This window comes from Bacillus sp. FJAT-27245 (assembly GCF_001273955.1).
Lineage (GTDB): Bacteria > Bacillota > Bacilli > Bacillales > Cytobacillaceae > Bacillus_D.
The window spans coordinates 2,456,519-2,469,903 of the sequence record NZ_LIGI01000001.1; the positions used below are offsets into that span (position 1 = coordinate 2,456,519).

Below are 13,385 nucleotides of genomic sequence, written 5' to 3' on the forward strand. Positions count from 1 at the left end.
ATAGCCGCAATGGAACTGTCATACACTAACGAAAAAAGATGGGGATGAACACAGATGAAACCTATGTTGCCTGTCCTGCAATTCGACCCGCCTGAATTTACGGGGTGGTCGTTCGAGGTAAAATACGATGGATTCCGGGCCATTCTGGACTGGGATAAGGACGGACCGATGCTTACTAGCCGCAATGAAAAGCCGCTTTTGCCTTTATTTCCGGAAATTGAAGCCTTTCTTAAAACGCACGCCGAAAAGTTCAAACTTTTCCTGCCGCTCCGGCTCGATTGCGAGCTTGTCATTCTGGAAAATGAATATAAAGCGAATTTTTCCGCGATCCAGACCCGGGGCCGCATGAAATCAGAAAAAAAGATTGCCGAAGCAGCCGCAAAACATCCCGCCCGGCTCATGGTCTTTGATCTGCTTATTGAACGTGGCGAGAAAACACATTCGCTGCCCTATTTGGAGAGGAAACGCAGGCTTTCGTCTTTATTTTCAAAAACAGGCATGGCAATGGGCCCGGACACGACAAGCGATGAGCTACTTCAGCTCGTTGTTCCTCATGAAAATTTTGCCGTGCTTTGGGAAGAAGTAGTCCTGCATGACGGGGAAGGTATCGTGGCCAAAGCACCCGAAAGCCAATGGGAGGAAGGAAAACGGTCACCCAAATGGATTAAATATAAGAATTGGAAGCTCGTGGATTGCTTTATTACCGCGTATGAAAAATCAAATGGATATTACTACTGCGGGGTTTATAAAGATGGGGAAGTCCTTCAGGTCGGGCATATCCTATTTGGCCTCAAGCCGGAGGAAAAGCAGGCATTGTCCACGATTATCAAACAAAACAGCAATGACGAGGACAACAGGTTTATCTATGTGGAGCCCGCTATCTGCTTTGAAGTGAAATACCTCGAACTTTATGATAACGAGCTGCGCGAACCGCATTTCAGCCGTTTCAGGTTTGACATACGTCCAGAAGACTGTACGTTTGACAATTTTCTATTCAACCAGAAGAATGTCCCCGGGGATATCGAGCTGACGCACCCTGATAAACCGGTATGGGAAAACCCGCCTGTCCGTAAAATTGATCTTGTCCATTATTTAAGGGAAGTCGCGCCATCCATGCTGCCTTTTTTGCAAAAGAGGGCATTGACTGTCATCCGTTATCCGCATGGCATATTCGGCGAAGCTTTTTACCAAAAAAACTGCCCGGATTATGCCCCGGACTTTATTGAAACGCATCTGGATGAAGGCATCAATTACATTGTTTGCAATGGCCTGAAAACACTTGTCTGGCTCGGAAACCAGCTTGCAATTGAATACCACATTCCTTTTCATACGATCGAGTCGGCGAAAGCATCCGAAATCGTCCTTGACCTTGATCCCCCGTCCCCAGCCGACTTTCGCCTAGCGGTTAAAGCCGCTGCCTATATAAAAGAGGTCATTGACGGGCTCGGGCTCATCGGGTTTGTAAAAACAAGCGGCAACAAAGGCCTTCAGGTGTACATCCCTTTGCCTGATGATACATACACATTCGATGATACACGACTGTTCACGGAATTCATCGCCAACTATCTCGTTTCCAAGGAACCCGGCCTGTTCACAATCGAACGATTGAAAAAAAACCGCGGAGGCAGGCTGTATGTCGATTACGTCCAGCATGCGCCCGGAAAAACAATTATTGCGCCTTATTCACCAAGGGGAAACAAGCATGCGGGCGTTGCCGCTCCGTTATTTTGGGAGGAAATCGGGGAAGAGCTCGACCCAAAAGACATCAATTTGCCGAACGTCCTCAAACGGTTTAAAGATTTGGGCGACCCGTTCAGGGATTACTTCAAGACCGGCGAAAACCAGGCGTTCGGACCTGTGCTGGAATTTTTAAAACGCCCGAAGAGCAGTGGGTAGCACGGCCTTCGGGCATTAAAAGAGGGGTTAACGCCCGAAGAGCAGTTGCCAGTCCCTCCTCGGGCGTTAAAAGAAGATTTAACGCCGTTTCCGAATACTTCCACCTGCAATCAGCCGATTCCAGCGGACTTACTCATGCACGGCAATGAACTCCTTGGCCTTTTTCTGCAGGTTGGCATACAGCTCCTGTTCACCGAAATCATGGACGTCGGTAAATGTAGCCGTTCCCATTGCAAAATCTACTTCCCCAGTTGCGCTGTAAAGGAAGGTTGCATTGCCGATTAATTCAATTTTATAGCTATCGTCCAGGTTTTTGACAATACATTGAACCATGCCGCCATCATTATAAACCGTGATTGCCTGATTGATTTTATTCAAGCCATTCAGGCAGGTTACAAGCGACGAAGCCGACATCGCGGTCCCGCACGCGTTTGTAAAGCCAACCCCCCGTTCAAACGTCCTTACATAAATATGTCCTTCCGCCAATGGCTTAACAAAACTTACATTCACGCCGTCCGGGAAAAGATTGTTTGGCTTGTTTATTTTTTCGCTTAGTTCTTTTTGAAGGGATCCCTGTAGCTCATTCTCCCCTACAATGGCGATCAAATGGGGATTCGGGACAGCAACCGCCGTAAAAAGCAGCTCCTCCGACAAGTCAGTGATTTTTTCATTAAATAGCGTTTCTTGTGGAAGGTTCAGCGGCAAAGCCCCAAGATTGAATAAAACAGGGGAGATTTCCACGTTGTAGGTCGTAACCCCTTCGTTAATGTCCTGAAATTTTTGAACTAGAAGGTCAGCCTTCTTTGTTTCAATTACGGCACTGTCTTTACCAAGCTTTTCACAAACATACCTTCCGGCGCAGCGAAGTCCATTGCCGCACATCGACGCCTCCGATCCGTCCGCGTTGAACACCCTCATGACCGCATCAGCATGGCGGTTTTTCAGAATGAACAAAATTCCGTCTGCACCTGGTCCATGATCCCTGTCGCATAAAAATCGCGCCGCTTTCGCCCTTTCCTCTTCCGTAAACAACTCATTACCGGAAAGTTCATCGATAAGCAAGAAATCGTTTCCTGAACCATGTACTTTAATAAATTCGAATTTCAAACGCGCTACCTCCCGGATTTTTTATCAGTTAAAGAATCGCACAGTAGCGAAAAAATTACAACATTAGCGTTCGACAAAAAATTCTTTAACCAACACACACATGAAGAGAAGCCTTTCCTCATCCGTTAGGCTTGAATGCAGCGTGAAAACAGGGGTATTTGGATCGGCCGCATAAGCCTTCCACTCCATCGGCATCATCCCCCTTCTCAGCCTGCCTGCCTGTCCAAATTTCACCCCAATAATTTTCACATCCATGAAAACCCTGGACGAATCAATGGTAGCGATGGTTTTCCCTTCCACAGCCATTGCCCAGCCGCTACGGTTTTTACATAGGGAGCCTATTAACCGGCCGGCTAAATCATATACAAGGATGCATTTTTGAGTTATCACATATCTTGCAATCAGGCTGGACTGGCAATCCAGTAATTCAACTTTTTTTCGATAGAAAGGGATGCCTGGCGAAACTCTGCGCAGCTCGCCAATTTTTATGCCATTCGAGGAAAAAAGAATCAGGCCGGGATTTAGTTTTGCTTCGTAAAATACGAGAATATGATTCACTTTTAAAAGATGCCCGGGGTACACACTGAAATCCAGCGCCGAACAGGCGGCTCTTTTATAGTTCGCTAAATGGATGTGGAAATAAACCATGCTTCCAGTGATGAACGGAAGGCAAAGCAGCATGGCTTGATTGTTTTTTATAAAAAGGATATTGAAAGCGATTAAGAGGAGTGCCGGAAAAAGAAAGACGATGCTGGAGTTTAACGATGCCTTCGAAGTCTGGAAGTAATAGTCGGTAATTTTCATTGTAGCCCTCATAGCCGTTTTTCTATTAGTCTATTGCCAGCCTGTCCAATTCATTCCGCGCGATTGCCTGTCCGCCCTGCCAAAGTGCCTCTCGCTTCAGAAGAAATCATATTGAATCGCTTGCATATACTGGGTTTATGGAAAGCAAAGCCAAAGGAGATAGAGCGAAGAATGAGTCTTGCTTTAAGAATATGGACAATGAGGTAGGAAAATGGAAAAAATTTTACTGAAAAACGCAATGGTGATTCCGGTAACACAACAACCATTCGCACACAGTGATGTTCTGGTCGAGAATGGAAAAATAAAAAAAGTCGGCAGAAACCTCCCGGCAGATTCGGAAACAAGGCAAATCGTCTGCAATAACTTGTTTCTGCTGCCGGGCTTTATCGATGTCCATACCCATCTTGGCCTCTATGATGAAGGGACGGGCTGGGCAGGTAATGATGCGAACGATACAATTGAAGCCATTACTCCGCACATTCGGGCGATGGACGGGGTTTATCCGCTTGATTCTTCCTTTAGGGAAGCGAGGGAAGCCGGAATTACTGCTGTCCATATCATGCCTGGAAGCGCTAACGTAATCGGGGGGACGACCTCGGTCATTAAAACAGCGGGAACGAATGTTGTTGATATGATTTTAAAACCACTTGCCGGATTGAAAATTGCCCTTGGCGAAAATCCGAAGCGTATCCATAGCAGCGGGAAAAACTACTCTCTTACCCGTATGGGGATAATGGGTATGCTCCGGGAGGCGTTCAATCACGCGGCAAGGATAGAATCTGATGACCTACGTACAATTCCATTGCGGAAAGCCTTGAAAAGAGAGATTCCAGTCAGGATCCACGCTCACCGCGCAGATGATATTATGGCGGCATTGCGGTTCGCGGATGAATTTGGGCTTGATGTAAGGATTGAGCATTGCACGGAAGGCCACCTCATAGCAAGCGAACTTGCCGGCTTGGGTTTGAAAGTTTCTGTTGGCCCCACTTTGACAAGGCGCTCGAAGGTTGAATTAAGGAACAAAAGCTGGACTACGTACCAGGAACTTACGAAGCATGGGATTGAGGTATCGATAACGACAGACCACCCTTATACGCCTATTCAATATTTGAATGTATGTGCAGCGATTGCCGTAAGAGAGGGGCTATCAGAACAAAAGGCTTTGGAAGGAATCACCATACTTCCGGCAAGGAATCTTGGAGTAGACCACCGTATCGGAAGCATTGAGGAAGGGAAAGATGCCGACCTGGTTCTATGGAACTATCACCCTTTCCATTTTCTCGCCAAACCTGTCTGGACAATGATTGACGGAAATATTGTCAACGAGAAGCGATTGTAGAAATTTATCGAAAAAAGACTTATTTTTCCGCCAAAAAACCTATTTCTTTTTTATTCATTTTTTTGTATTATACTCTAGTAAAAACTCTTTGACCTGTGGTAAACTGAATTCCGCTGTCATCTTGGCAGTCTACATTATAAATATTGCATTGGGAAGGCAAATGGTGCGCCACCAGTCAAACTGGTCCTAGTGGGTTCGATTCCCACCCCGAAATTTTTTTCGCAACTTAAAAAAATTTCGAGGGTGGAGTGTCCCGATCCATGGGACCCGTCTGCCCTGATTGGAGGGCTTCCCTATGTTGAAAAAACGCGATCTCAACGATTGTCACGCACTATACAGCCTAATTACACATCCTGATGTATTTCCATATGTACGCCATAAAGCGAATTCGTATGAAGAATTCCTCTTTTTAACAAAGYAAACGATTGAAGCGGAAGAACGCGGTGAAATCATTTCCCGTACAATCCTCGATGAATGGGGTGCACCGATCGGAACAATTTCCCTCTTCGATATTGAATCGAACGCCGGATTCCTGGGAACGTGGATCGGCAAGCCATTCCACGGCCTGGGGTACAACTCCCTTGCAAAAGAGGCGTTCTTTCAGGAAGCTTTTTATGAGCTTGGAATTGAAACAGTCTTTATGAGGATAAGGAAAGCGAATGTAAGGTCCATTAAAGCGGCTGAAAAACTCCCCTACTCCGTTAAAGCGAATGAAACAAGGCCAGCCCTGTACAGCCAGGTGAATTCCGAGGGAAATATTTTCGATTTATACGAGGTGCCAAAGGATCAGTATACGTTCCATTTACTCCGAAACAATGTTGCTTCCCAGGAGGAAAGCCAGCTTCTTGAAGCTTAAAGACATTCATCCGTCATATGAACAATCCGATAAAAAAACCAAACCGCCATGCACGGCGGTTTGATTTTTTCTCATCAGTTTACATAACGATATTATGGTAAAACAATTTCTCATAGCCTGTGGATTTTCCCAAGAACATCCAATCCACCTGTTACAGGAATGATGCTTCCTGTAATAAAATCGGATTTTTCATCCGCCAGGAAGCCAATCACCCTTGCGATGTCACCGCCAGTACCCGGCCTTCCGATAGGTGCGTTTTCATCCTCGTTGCCGACGGCGTCCCCGATGTCTTTTTCCTTCCAGCCGGCGACGATATCCCCTGGGCACACCATATTTGCCGTAATTCCGTTGGCAGCTTCTTCAAGTGCAATCGTCCTTGTCAAAGAAGCAAGCCCGGTTTTCGCGGCGGAGAACGCTGAACGGTAAATCCAGCCAGGTGCAGTTTCAACCCGGTCAAATCCTAAGGTGATGATTCTCCCCCAGCCATTTTTCCGCATTTGTGGGAGAAGAAGTTTTGATAAATAAAACGCTGAAGAAAGATTCCCTGCTACTATTGAATTCCATTCATCGAATGTATAATCAGTCAGGCTTTTCCTGTCATGTATGTAAGGGCCTGCATTATGGATAAAAATATCGATTGAAGGCATTTGGGCAAGAGCACTGGAAACGGCGCCCTCACATTCTTCCCTGATAGAAACGTCTCCTTGCGCAAGTACGCACGTTATTTTGAAGGTACCGGTAAGATAATCGGCCAAGGCCTCCGCCTCCCTGCTGCTTGACCGGTAATTAATGACCAAATCATAGCCTTGCTCCGCGAGATGGATTGCAGTCATTTTTCCAATGCCCGTTGCACCACCGGTAATGAAAACGGTCCTTTTTACCATCCGAATCCCTCCCTTCTTTCGTTCTATTTCCTTTTTTAATCTCCGATCCAGAGATGAAGCTATTTGAACCTTTGGGCGGTTTTTTCATACTATGATAATGCAGAAATGCATTCGCTTAGCCCGTTTTGCAGGAAAGGATGGTTTGCATGTTCCCATGGGGCTCATTTCCGTTCAATAAAGAGATGTCGACAATGATGAAGGGCATGAAACCTGACGCGATAGAACAGTATGTACGGGAGGCAATTGAAGCGTATTTGCCAAAGGGGACAGAGAACGCTTTTCATTTTTCCGGGGGAGAACCTGCCGGGCAATCCCCGGCCCCCACTTCGGCTCCTTCCGGTAAAGTCCAGGCCTCCATTTTTATAACCCACGATTTTGTGTATGCAAGAATGCCGATTTCAGAAGATATGCAGGAAAATCTTCGCCTCTATCATACGTCAAATCAGCTTTTCATTGAAAACCTGCCCGGACAGGGAGAAAAACTCGCCTTTGATCTCCCTGCCGTCGTCAAGAAAAAAGGAGCCACAGCAAGTGTACGGGATGGCATCCTTGAAATAAGGCTGATCCGGGCTATCGATGTCCAGCTGTCCGAGATAAATTTTGTATAAACCAGCAATCCGTACATTTTTCCTTTGTACGGTTTTTGCCTCTTTCAGCCCAATTCGTCAGCGATAACCGTATGCAATTCAATGAGTTCCAGCTTTGCTTCTGTTGATAGGCCAGATTCCAGTATCCTTTTTACCGCGCTGTAATATTTGGAATGGACCGGCTTTCTCACCCTAGGATGGGAATTCCCGTCTTTTAGTTCCCTTGCGATAGCTTCTTTCAGAATTGTCTCATTGCTCTCATCTTCTTTTACCAAAAGGCGGTTGTTCCATATTTTACGATAGTCGCCAAGCAGCCTGGCAAAATCCTTTTCTTTCATTGTATCATTCAACTCCCAGCGTAAACCTTATCCAATAGAATTGTACATAGTAACCGAATTGTTTGCAAAAAATAGGAGAACAACTGCATAAGGAGGTTATCATGGTGCATCCATACCGATGTCCAAATTGCAAAACGAATAAAAGCCGTTTTAATATCATTGATCAGGTGGCCCATTCAGTCAAGCTGGATCCGTTAACAGGGGAAATCCAAAGTGAGTACGAAAAAGACCAACTGGAACCGTTCCATATTCCGTATTCTGGCCCCGAATACCGTATCCAGTGCGGGGTCTGCGGCCTGATTGAGGATGAAAAAATGTTCATCAAATTCGGTCAGCGGCCTATTTAGCTACAACTTTCAAGGGTCCATGCAATTCCTTGCCGGGCCCTTGAACCACCTAATCGGAAAGATCATCTGCCAGCAAACCATTCTCTTTTAGGAAATTCATTGAATCAATTTTCCATTTGGAAAAAGGCGACGGACGAAAACAGGTAATCTCTACCTTTGCGATATGCCTGCCTTTTTCTCTTAAATGCCATTCAATTTCGGCCGGCACAACCGCAATTAAGTCTTCTTCCAAATCTTCCGGTGGCAGCATGGGCAGCCGGCTAATTTTGACTCCTTCAACATTCGCCAAAATCTTCTTCCAGTCCGTGTTTTTCATATTCGTAGTAGATAACTTGCTCAAAATGCGCCTATCCTGCTCTTTAAAGCCGGCAACATAATAACGCACCGCTTCATACGGGTCTGCCCCAGCGAGCAATTCATCCAGCTTCCCCGCTGCTTTATGGACCATCAGCATATGGGAAAGGTCCATTTCTTTTCTCCTGTGCGTCGTACTTTTATAAAAATGAATACAGAAATGGCCAGGAAAATTGTTTTTAAGCGCTCCGGCCCCATGAGGCATTCCGTTCATTGAGGCCGCAATCTTTTGTTTGCCATGGACCGCATAGATGGCCCTTCTTTTCCAACTCCATTTTCCTTCGTATATTTTTTTCATAACCGCGGTATCCTTCGGGGTCAAAGGCTGGACATCCGCATGCTTGCTTCCCGCCCGCCTTTGGACCCGGAACTTCCTGCCTGTTTCCACATCAACCACAGTAAATATTGCGTATCTCGGGAATAGCTTATCTGCTTCTTGCCAGGGAGACATCTTTGCGGCTTCTTGTTTGGCAAGAGCCGGGAAGGCGGACAGGTTGAGAAACAATGCAGCGCAAATTACAACCAGTATTCTCTTGTTCCCCATTCCATCCACCCTTTCCCCATTTTTCTTGTAAGGAAAGTTTCCCTCATAGGATATTAATTCATGCAATGAAAAAGCCTCCATCTAAAAATGGAGACCCTGGTTATTCTTTTCCATGGTTGTGGATATATTCCCTTGCCTTATCAATCCCGATTGCGATTGCTTTCCCTTCATCGTTGCCATCTTCAAGAAGCGCATTTGCTATTTCGATGGCTTTTTCCCTAACATCCGGATCCAGATTTTTCATTGAAACCGGATAATCATCTTTAGACCAGGGCATGAACTGACCACTCCTTTGAATAAACGTTACAGTTCAATACCCTTTTCAAAAAGAAGCAAAACCAGCTTCAAGGCTTCGCAGCTGTTCGGAAATTTTATCCCAGTCAATATTTTCGCCAATCATGACAATGTTAAGGGGCATGTTCATATCTTCTTTTATAAAAGTAGGCATGCCATAGGAAAATTGAAACAAATCAGGGTAGGAGGAGCCTTCAAACTTAACATATCCTTTTATACGGTAAACTGTATCCGGCATTCCCCTTAGGAAACCCTCGAAACTTTCCCTCTTGACAGGACCGTTGAATGTATGGACAAACGAAGAAAGCCCAAGGTCCTTCGTATGCGAATTTATTGTTTGGATGTTTCCCTTCTGCCCGGCGTGTGACAAGCTCCGCAAATCCCTAAGTGGGACTTTTGAAAAATTGGTCAGCACACATTTTGCGTGCGGATTCAATCCTTGAAGGCTTATCGCAACATCTGCCTGCTCCCGGTCGGACAGATCGCCAGCCTTGTTCACAATCAAGTAATCGGCATGCCGGACCTGTTCAATCATCAACTGTTGCACTTGGGGGCCCATTGTCCCCTTGTCAAGCCACCTTCTCGCGTCAACGGTAGAGATGATGCCCTTAACATAAAGCATATTGGCGAAAAGCGGCGACAGCACCGCATCGAGAACTTCTACTGGATGTGCGGCACCGGTTGTTTCAATATATATTGAATCCGGCTTTTCCAATTGAAGCAAGCCCTGAAGCTGAGCCTCTACCTGTCCACTCATCGTACAGCAAATACATCCTCCCAATAATTCCTTTAAGGCAACATCGTCCCCTACTTCATCCGAATCAATTGAAACATTTCCAAGTTCATTCATCATGACAGCGACTTTCCTGCCATTGTCCCGCTCGTCCTCCAGCAGCCTTTTCAAAAGCGTCGTCTTTCCGCTCCCCAGGAAGCCTGAGAGGATATAAATCTCTGTCCTTTTCATGTTATTCCCCTTCAACGTTCAGCTCTTCAAGCATTTCTTTGACCATTTCCTCCACAATGGCGCCAATTCCCGCTTCATCCTTTTCGGTCAAAAAACCCGTTTTCTGGAACCACTCTTCTTTGCACTTCCATAGTGGAATATATCCATTCGGGAAATAGTCATCTTCCTGCTCTATGCCGATTTCAATGAACGATTCATAATCATCTTCAAAGCACTCACCTTCAGGCTGCTTTTTTCCTTTTTTGGACCTGATCAGCTCGAGGACCAATTTTTGTCCTTGGGACTCAAATTCCCGCTGATATCTTTCCTGAAGCGAATCGCATAACTTTACGCACGCATCCTCCAGCTTCAAAATATCTTTCTTGAGCTGCTCGTCAAAATGGATGATTTGCTTCAACAATTCTCACCCCGTTTTTCAACTCTTGGTTCGCCTGTACGGCTTTCCGCCGGCAGTTTCCCCTCACGCCAGATGAGGAACTATCTAAGCACACATTCTATAGCATTTCATTGGTACTTACAAACCTTTAGGCTTTAAGGGGATTTTTCATAAAAGGAAGACCCGGCTGAGCCGGGTCTTTCCATCATTTCATTTCTTTTTTAACAACTTCAATCGCTTTCTTCAGCTGCGGGTCATCCTTGACGATTTTCTCCTGAAGAAGCTCAATAATTTTCTCTGTTGTGCTTCCCTTTATGATTCCGTTAGCCGTAAGCTTGTTCGCCTGCTGAAATGCTTTTACGGCATTTTCTGTTTTTTCGTCGTAAAAGCCATCCTTCCTGCCAGGATCAAATCCGAGAACAGATAGCATTTGCTGCGCTGTCTTCACATCAGTTGAAGAGCTACCCAGTTTCAGTTCGAGTTTCGGATCGAGATAAGGCAGATTATAATAATCAGGCACTGCTACCTTGTAATCCGGCTCAATGCCTTTCTTATGAATCCAATTCCCGTTTGGTGTCAGCCACTTCGCTGTTGTATATTTAACATTCGAGCCGTCAGGGAAATCCTGGACTGTCTGGACGGTCCCTTTCCCAAACGATTTTTCGCCAACGAGCGGCACACCTGCAGATTCCTTTACCGCTCCTGCAAGGATTTCGGACGCAGAGGCGCTCCCGCTGTCTATCAGGACTACCAATGGAAAATCGGGATTTCCATCGTTTTTCGACTTGTATTCCTTGACTGCCCCATTTCGTTCTTCCACCTTGAATAAAATCTTGCCTTTAGGAACAAACATGCTTGAAATGGAAACCGCCTGGTCCAAAAGCCCTCCTGGATTTTGCCGCAGATCGAGGACAAGGCCTTTCATTCCTTCTCCCTGCAGCCTATTCAGTGTATCAACAAGCTCTTTGGACGTATTGGTCGAAAACGTTGTAATCTGGACTTTGGCAATGCCATCGCCAACCATTTCTCCATGGACTGTTTCAATTGGAATTTCGTCCCTTATAATAGGTACCTTAATTGTCCCTTCAACCCCAGGCCGTTGGATTGTCAGTTCGACCCTTGTCCCCTTTTCACCCCTAATCAGCATGACTGCCTGGGTAGAGGACATTCCCTGAATGCTTTTTCCGTCAACCGAAAGGACAATATCCTTTGGTTTAAGGCCCGCTTTTTCGGCGGGTGAGCCCTTAAGGGGGGAAACAATCATAATATGGCCGTCTTTCTCCTGAATTTCAGCGCCGATCCCCTCAAATGACGATGACACACTGTGCTGGAATTCTTTTGCGTCCTTTTCATCCATATACGTGGAGTACGGATCATCCAGTGCCTGGACCATTCCATTGATTGCCCCGTTGATGACCTTATCCTCGTCAATGTCTTCATAGTAGCCTTTTTTCAAGGTGTCAAAGGCACTGTAAAGCTTCGCAAATTCCTCCCGTTCGGAACTTCCACCGATGACGATTGGTTGGGTTTCCTTCCCGAACGATAGCGCAAAAGCTGTAATCCCTGATGCCAAAACGACAAGGAATACAAGAAGCAAAATGAAAACTGGCCTCTTCATTCGGATTACTGCCGATTTATCACGCTGTCCGGCGTTTTGCTCCTGTTCCTGCAGTTGATTCTGTTCGTCCACAGCCTTCACCACTTCCATTTTCCGTAAAAATTAAACTAGCCTTATCAACTAGAATACCATTTTTCCTACATAATGGACAAAGAAAAATTCTCAAAAAAAAGAACCCCAAATAGGGGTCGTTTAAATTTTCTTCACCTGCTGGAAAAATTCCTCCAGCGTCCAGCCATTTTCATACATGGTTGCCGCAGCTTCAACACCGACATATCGGAAATGCCATGGTTCGTATTGATACTGCGTTATTGACTCTTTTCCTTTAGGATAACGGAGGATGAACCCAAATTTATGGGCATTTGCAGCCAGCCATTTTCCCTCTGGCGTTTCCCCAAATTCCTCGGTCAGGTTAAGGTTTGTCGATTTTGACGCGATGTCCATTGTGAGCCCGGTCTGGTGCTCGCTTTGGCCAGGCAGGGCAACGGCTTGCGTAGCGATGTCCGCGCCGGACTTTTTCACTTCCGCGTCAAATAGATTGTTTTGCCTATCGTAGGACCGGAAACCCGAGACTGCATAAAGTTCGATATTTTCTTCTTTCGCTTTCCTGAACATCGCCTCAATGGCGCGGGCTGCTTCCTCCCTGATCAGGCTTTTCTCAAGGTCCTGTTCGCCAAAGGAAAACGCGATGTCCGGCTTGACCAAATCATTGGGCCGGTAATCTACCGGAAGGGAATATTCTTTATTTACGAGTACAAGGATGTTGTCCGGGTTTTGAATTTCCTTCCGGCCTCCTTCAACGGCAATCTGGTTAAAATAGGCCGCCTCAAGAACGGGCGCATCATTTGTCCGAGATGCCGTTTCTGCCGGGTCTTTACTGCCGGAAATGTGATTCCCTGATTGCCCGGTCCCGCTTTCCGCGTTGAGTTTATCTTTTAAGATTGGAATTTTTTTTACGAGAGCATCCATTTCGCTGCACCCAGAGAGAAGTATGCAGCTGCTGATAATCAGCAAAGTCCTTTTCATTTTTACCACCCAATGTCGACTTTTAGAATATTTTGTTCCTGATTAGTAGTA

Annotated in this window: 15 protein-coding genes; 5 read left to right on the forward strand and 10 right to left on the reverse strand. The window is 45.9% G+C overall.

Annotated features, from left to right (window positions below; translation table 11 throughout):
* The first annotated feature begins 54 nt into the window (after nucleotides 1-54).
* Nucleotides 55-1,896: a DNA ligase D gene (locus tag ADU24_RS11860; protein WP_053366831.1), complete on the forward strand. Its 1,842-nt coding sequence runs from the start codon at nucleotides 55-57 to the stop codon at nucleotides 1,894-1,896.
* A gap of 129 nt (nucleotides 1,897-2,025) precedes the next feature.
* Here the strand turns inward: ADU24_RS11860 and dapF are convergent, their stop codons facing one another.
* Both dapF and ADU24_RS11870 read right to left on the reverse strand, forming a co-directional pair.
* On the reverse strand, nucleotides 2,026-3,003 hold the full coding sequence (dapF, locus tag ADU24_RS11865) for a diaminopimelate epimerase (RefSeq protein WP_053366832.1): 978 nt from the start codon (nucleotides 3,001-3,003) through the stop codon (nucleotides 2,026-2,028).
* A gap of 63 nt (nucleotides 3,004-3,066) precedes the next feature.
* Nucleotides 3,067-3,807, reverse strand: a complete 741-nt coding sequence (locus ADU24_RS11870) for a hypothetical protein (RefSeq protein ID WP_053366833.1) — start codon at nucleotides 3,805-3,807, stop codon at nucleotides 3,067-3,069.
* Between the two features lie 211 nt (nucleotides 3,808-4,018).
* Here ADU24_RS11870 and ADU24_RS11875 point away from each other — a divergent pair, with 211 nt between their 5' ends.
* On the forward strand, nucleotides 4,019-5,146 hold the full coding sequence (locus ADU24_RS11875) for an amidohydrolase (RefSeq protein ID WP_053366834.1): 1,128 nt from the start codon (nucleotides 4,019-4,021) through the stop codon (nucleotides 5,144-5,146).
* A 295-nt stretch (nucleotides 5,147-5,441) separates the two neighbouring features.
* Nucleotides 5,442-6,002 carry a GNAT family N-acetyltransferase gene (locus ADU24_RS11880; RefSeq protein WP_053366835.1) on the forward strand — a complete coding sequence of 187 codons (561 nt, stop codon included), beginning with the start codon at nucleotides 5,442-5,444 and terminating at the stop codon, nucleotides 6,000-6,002.
* 110 nt (nucleotides 6,003-6,112) lie between these two features.
* On the opposite strand, the gene ADU24_RS11885 is transcribed toward ADU24_RS11880, so the two are convergent.
* A complete protein-coding gene (locus tag ADU24_RS11885) occupies nucleotides 6,113-6,886 on the reverse strand; it encodes an SDR family oxidoreductase (RefSeq protein ID WP_053366836.1) in 774 nt (257 codons plus the stop codon).
* Nucleotides 6,887-7,032: 146 nt separating this feature from the next.
* Between ADU24_RS11885 and ADU24_RS11890 the strand changes: the two genes are divergently transcribed.
* Nucleotides 7,033-7,494 (forward strand): Hsp20/alpha crystallin family protein, encoded by a 462-nt coding sequence (locus ADU24_RS11890; RefSeq protein ID WP_053366837.1) that lies wholly within the window; start codon nucleotides 7,033-7,035, stop codon nucleotides 7,492-7,494.
* Between the two features lie 44 nt (nucleotides 7,495-7,538).
* Here the strand turns inward: ADU24_RS11890 and ADU24_RS11895 are convergent, their stop codons facing one another.
* Complete coding sequence (locus ADU24_RS11895; RefSeq protein WP_053366838.1) at nucleotides 7,539-7,811, reverse strand: hypothetical protein; 273 nt, start codon at nucleotides 7,809-7,811, stop codon at nucleotides 7,539-7,541.
* 101 nt (nucleotides 7,812-7,912) lie between these two features.
* On the opposite strand from ADU24_RS11895, the gene ADU24_RS11900 reads away from it, so the two are divergent.
* On the forward strand, nucleotides 7,913-8,158 hold the full coding sequence (locus ADU24_RS11900; protein ID WP_053366839.1) for a hypothetical protein: 246 nt from the start codon (nucleotides 7,913-7,915) through the stop codon (nucleotides 8,156-8,158).
* A gap of 49 nt (nucleotides 8,159-8,207) precedes the next feature.
* On the opposite strand, the gene ADU24_RS11905 is transcribed toward ADU24_RS11900, so the two are convergent.
* From ADU24_RS11905 to ADU24_RS11925, 6 genes are all read right to left on the reverse strand, one after another.
* Nucleotides 8,208-9,122, reverse strand: a complete 915-nt coding sequence (locus ADU24_RS11905) for a hypothetical protein (RefSeq protein ID WP_156324569.1) — start codon at nucleotides 9,120-9,122, stop codon at nucleotides 8,208-8,210.
* A gap of 34 nt (nucleotides 9,123-9,156) precedes the next feature.
* The gene (locus ADU24_RS23345; protein WP_197277505.1) at nucleotides 9,157-9,333 is read right to left on the reverse strand and encodes a hypothetical protein; all 177 of its coding nucleotides are present in this window, start codon (nucleotides 9,331-9,333) and stop codon (nucleotides 9,157-9,159) included.
* A 45-nt stretch (nucleotides 9,334-9,378) separates the two neighbouring features.
* Nucleotides 9,379-10,314, reverse strand: coding sequence for a CobW family GTP-binding protein (locus tag ADU24_RS11910; protein WP_053366840.1), 936 nt, complete (start codon nucleotides 10,312-10,314; stop codon nucleotides 9,379-9,381).
* A gap of 1 nt (nucleotide 10,315) precedes the next feature.
* A complete protein-coding gene (locus ADU24_RS11915) occupies nucleotides 10,316-10,711 on the reverse strand; it encodes a hypothetical protein (RefSeq protein ID WP_053366841.1) in 396 nt (131 codons plus the stop codon).
* A gap of 184 nt (nucleotides 10,712-10,895) precedes the next feature.
* Entirely contained in the window at nucleotides 10,896-12,398 is a 1,503-nt protein-coding gene (locus tag ADU24_RS11920) for a S41 family peptidase (RefSeq protein WP_053366842.1), read from the reverse strand.
* A 102-nt stretch (nucleotides 12,399-12,500) separates the two neighbouring features.
* Nucleotides 12,501-13,334, reverse strand: a complete 834-nt coding sequence (locus tag ADU24_RS11925) for a M15 family metallopeptidase (RefSeq protein WP_053366843.1) — start codon at nucleotides 13,332-13,334, stop codon at nucleotides 12,501-12,503.
* Nucleotides 13,335-13,385 lie beyond the last annotated feature (51 nt).

Bases quoted from the DNA above. Each gene is read 5' to 3' on its own strand.
- ADU24_RS11885 (WP_053366836.1), bottom strand. From the start codon at position 6,886: ATGGTAAAAAGGACCGTTTTCATTACCGGTGGTGCAACGGGCATTGGA.
- ADU24_RS11890 (WP_053366837.1), top strand. From the start codon at position 7,033: ATGTTCCCATGGGGCTCATTTCCGTTCAATAAAGAGATGTCGACAATG.
- ADU24_RS11925 (WP_053366843.1), bottom strand. From the start codon at position 13,334: ATGAAAAGGACTTTGCTGATTATCAGCAGCTGCATACTTCTCTCTGGG.
- ADU24_RS11920 (WP_053366842.1), bottom strand. From the start codon at position 12,398: ATGGAAGTGGTGAAGGCTGTGGACGAACAGAATCAACTGCAGGAACAG.
- ADU24_RS23345 (WP_197277505.1), bottom strand. From the start codon at position 9,333: ATGCCCTGGTCTAAAGATGATTATCCGGTTTCAATGAAAAATCTGGAT.
- ADU24_RS11900 (WP_053366839.1), top strand. From the start codon at position 7,913: ATGGTGCATCCATACCGATGTCCAAATTGCAAAACGAATAAAAGCCGT.
- ADU24_RS11895 (WP_053366838.1), bottom strand. From the start codon at position 7,811: ATGAAAGAAAAGGATTTTGCCAGGCTGCTTGGCGACTATCGTAAAATA.
- ADU24_RS11860 (WP_053366831.1), top strand. From the start codon at position 55: ATGAAACCTATGTTGCCTGTCCTGCAATTCGACCCGCCTGAATTTACG.
- ADU24_RS11910 (WP_053366840.1), bottom strand. From the start codon at position 10,314: ATGAAAAGGACAGAGATTTATATCCTCTCAGGCTTCCTGGGGAGCGGA.
- ADU24_RS11870 (WP_053366833.1), bottom strand. From the start codon at position 3,807: ATGAAAATTACCGACTATTACTTCCAGACTTCGAAGGCATCGTTAAAC.
- ADU24_RS11875 (WP_053366834.1), top strand. From the start codon at position 4,019: ATGGAAAAAATTTTACTGAAAAACGCAATGGTGATTCCGGTAACACAA.